The following is a 3,323-nucleotide window of genomic DNA, read 5'->3' on the forward strand; positions in this document are numbered from 1 at the left end:
TTGCAAAGCAACCTTATCCGTATAAAGCCTTTATTTAATATGTGCCTTATTCAATAATATAAAATAAAAGGGGACCCTGTTTCCAGGATCCCCTTAAAATAAACATTGTTAAGTTAACTAATAGTTGGGATAGTTTCTTATCAATTGAAGGCGAAGGGCTTCTGCGGAGTTACTATCTGCACCCAATTTACCTCTGATGACTACCGTATAAATTCTGCCTTCCCTGAGGTGAATGTCATTTAAACGGATCAGCTCATTCTGGTCATCAGAAGAAACCTTTAGAATAAGGTCTGTTTCTCCGATGTCAACATTGACAAAATCGGTAAATTCCAAAAAGGAAAGCTCCTCCAAAACTGCATCTTCATTGTTCCTTTGGTATAAATCCACTTCCGGTCCATCAGCTGCTAAATGAACGAGTCTTATCAGAGCTTTACCATTCACCGGGTTTTCCAAACTGTCTTCAATAAATAGGGTAGTGTATTCGTCTCCTGTTTCTGTAAGAAAAAACGAATAGGCCTTTTCAACTCCTAAGTTTACAGCAGTGTCTAATAGGGATTGATCTGAATCATTGTCTACAAAAGAGAAATTTCTTTCACCTGTATAGAAATACCAATAATCTATGAATTCGCCAAATTCAAAAGGCTTGCGATCATATACTGTGGTATCGACCTCTATTTGAATATCCGATGATTCGTTAGTACCATTATAAAAAGAAACATAGGCTGTTGGTTCATAGGCTGAGTTTGGTCCTTCATCGTCAAGGCAAGAGAAAGTAATGGGGAGGATCATTAGTATTAATAAGTATTTTCCTGTTGCCGAAGCTTTTTTCTTTAAATAATTGATTTTAGTATTCATAATCTTATAGTTGTTTTGTTTTCTAAAGCCAGTACGAATGGATGCTTCTAAATGCTACAATGGAATAAGAAATTCTTTGGAATTTGAAGGAAAGTAAGGCTTTTGAGTTAAAGTTTGGTAACTATTTTTTCTCGCAATAGGTAATTGGAAAAGAGTATGTTAATTTTGTATGAATTGCTCATCAAACTATTCCTTTTATTGTAATGCTGTTTAAACTATTTAAGAAGAAAAAGGATGATCTCGAAAAGGATGATCATTACCTTACCCTCAGAATTAGGGAAACTGTCCAAGAAACTTCTGATACCGTAACCATATATTTTGACCAGCCGGATCCCATCATGGATTACCTGCCCGGTCAATTCCTTACTATAATTGTTGAAGTTAACGGAAAACAAGAGCGAAGAGCTTATAGCTTGTCGACCTCGCCTTTTGTGGACCCTTTTCCGGGGATCACTGTGAAGCGTCTGGAAGGCGGATTGGTTTCAAATTTCATTAATGACACTTTCGTGCCTGGTAAGCGGGTAACTGTCATGAAACCCTTAGGTAATTTTACTGCTGAGTACCACTCGCAAAACAAGAGAAAGTACGGTATGTTTGCCGGAGGAAGTGGCATTACTCCAATTATGGGGATTATCAAATCCATATTGATTAATGAGCCGAAATCTGAAGTGAATTTGCTTTATTGCAGCCGTTCTCAAGACATGATTATTTTTGATAAGGCGCTCAAGGAACTGGTAGAAAAATACCCCGGTAAATTAAATATTACCCATAACCTTACCCAACCCAAAGCAGGATGGGAGGGGGCTTCAGGGAGATTAAACCAGGAAAAAGTCAATGAATTTTTTGATAATCATTTCACTCATTTTGCCGAAAACCAACGCTTTTTTGTATGCGGACCGGAGGGAATGATGGAAACTGCTCAGGAATGTTTGGGGAAGCTGGATGTCAAAAAAGAATTCATCCATAGTGAAAGCTTTTACCTCGAAAAAGAGGAAAGCCAAGATGATGTTCCAGTTGAAGGGGTGATCAACAGACCTGTGAAAATTTTATTGGAAGGGGAGGAGTATAGCTTTGACGTTGGTCCGAGTAAAACCATTTTAGAGGCCGGATTAGACGAAGGATTAAATATGCCTTATTCTTGTCAGAGTGGGCTCTGTACTGCATGTCGAGGGAAGCTGCTTTCCGGAACAGTGGAAATGGAAGAGGATGCAGGCTTAAGTGAAAACGAGATAAAGGCCGGCTATATCCTTTGTTGTTCCGCAAAGCCTACCAGTGCAGAGGTTAAGATTCAGATTGACTAATGGCAGAAGAAAATCAAATTAAGACAATGAAGAAAGATTTTCGCTTGTTGGAGCGAAATGTCTTGCTATTGATTGCAATACCTTTACCTCTTTTTTCTTTTGCTTATTTGTATGTGACAAGCGGCAACCTGGACTTTAATTTACCTGCACTCCCGGAGGTGTTTAACTATATTGTCCTAGGTTTGGTAAGTGCAATGCTTGTGGTCCAACAATTTGCTTTTACCAAGCGAATTAGGGCCATCAGAACAAGCGGAGTGCCGGTAAATCAAAAAGTCAAAGGATACGCCAAGGCGACTTTTTTGAGGTATTGGCAGTTGTTTTGGATAGGCGTGTTGTGCGCTTTCGGCTTATTTTTCTATGAAAATCAAGGTTTTACAATTGTTTACGCAGCCACTTTATTGTTTGTTTCTTTGGCTAAACCAATGCCGGGCAGGATTGTAAGTGTCTTGCGTCTAAAAGGAGAAGAAAAAGAGCAAGTCATGGAAATCCAAAAAAGAGATGCTTTGGACTAATAAAAATAACCGCCAACCCTTTTGAAGCAATTTATCACAAGGGTTGGCGGCTTTTACCTTTTTATAATGGTTGAATAGAGATATTCCCTGAACCAACTTTTCCGACGATCATTCCATTTTTGCCATTGTCAATATAAACGGTACTTTTACCCGATTGAGTTCCTACCCTAATGTTTCCGCTACCTGCTTTTAAGTCAAAATTATAATTCGATAAATTACTACCGGTATAGATTTGAATATTTCCTGAGGAGGCGTTCAAACTGGTGTCCAGTCCAAGTCCGGCATTATCTGCTCTGATATTTCCTGAACTTACCTCCAGGTTACCTAATTCCCCTATTTGGTTTAATTTTATGTTCCCGGATGTGAGTTTGGCATTTAATAGTCCTGACAAGGAATTGATTTTTAACTGCCCACTGGTAGCTTTAAAGTTCATGTTTCCCATTACATCTTCAATTGTGGCATTCCCGGAAGTAACTTTGCATTCCAGATTGCCTGTTAAGCCTGTCAATTGGACATTTCCCGAGGACGCTTTTAAGCTTAAGTCCCCGCTGATGTCTGATGCCTTAATTAGCCCGGAACTTGCCTCAATCTGATGTGATGGTGCGCGTACTCCGGAAACGTAAGTAGCTCCGGCACTTGATTTTATATTTAATTG

General features: G+C 39.1%; 4 protein-coding genes. 2 read left to right on the forward strand and 2 right to left on the reverse strand.

Annotated elements, in window-relative coordinates; genetic code table 11:
• Window positions 1-117: 117 nt before the first annotated feature.
• Window positions 118-855 (reverse strand): DUF4397 domain-containing protein, encoded by a 738-nt coding sequence (locus AAC037_RS22225; protein ID WP_339905711.1) that lies wholly within the window; start codon window positions 853-855, stop codon window positions 118-120.
• A gap of 203 nt (window positions 856-1,058) precedes the next feature.
• Here AAC037_RS22225 and AAC037_RS22230 point away from each other — a divergent pair, with 203 nt between their 5' ends.
• Both AAC037_RS22230 and AAC037_RS22235 read left to right on the forward strand, forming a co-directional pair.
• Complete coding sequence (locus AAC037_RS22230; protein WP_339905713.1) at window positions 1,059-2,156, forward strand: ferredoxin--NADP reductase; 1,098 nt, start codon at window positions 1,059-1,061, stop codon at window positions 2,154-2,156.
• A 26-nt stretch (window positions 2,157-2,182) separates the two neighbouring features.
• On the forward strand, window positions 2,183-2,668 hold the full coding sequence (locus AAC037_RS22235; protein ID WP_339905714.1) for a hypothetical protein: 486 nt from the start codon (window positions 2,183-2,185) through the stop codon (window positions 2,666-2,668).
• A gap of 61 nt (window positions 2,669-2,729) precedes the next feature.
• Here the strand turns inward: AAC037_RS22235 and AAC037_RS22240 are convergent.
• The coding region (locus tag AAC037_RS22240) for a DUF4097 family beta strand repeat-containing protein (RefSeq protein WP_339905716.1) at window positions 2,730-3,323 on the reverse strand (594 nt) is incomplete at its 5' end.

Origin of the sequence: uncultured Cyclobacterium sp. (genome assembly GCF_963976465.1) — a bacterium.
In the GTDB taxonomy this organism is placed as follows: Bacteria; Bacteroidota; Bacteroidia; order Cytophagales; family Cyclobacteriaceae; genus Cyclobacterium.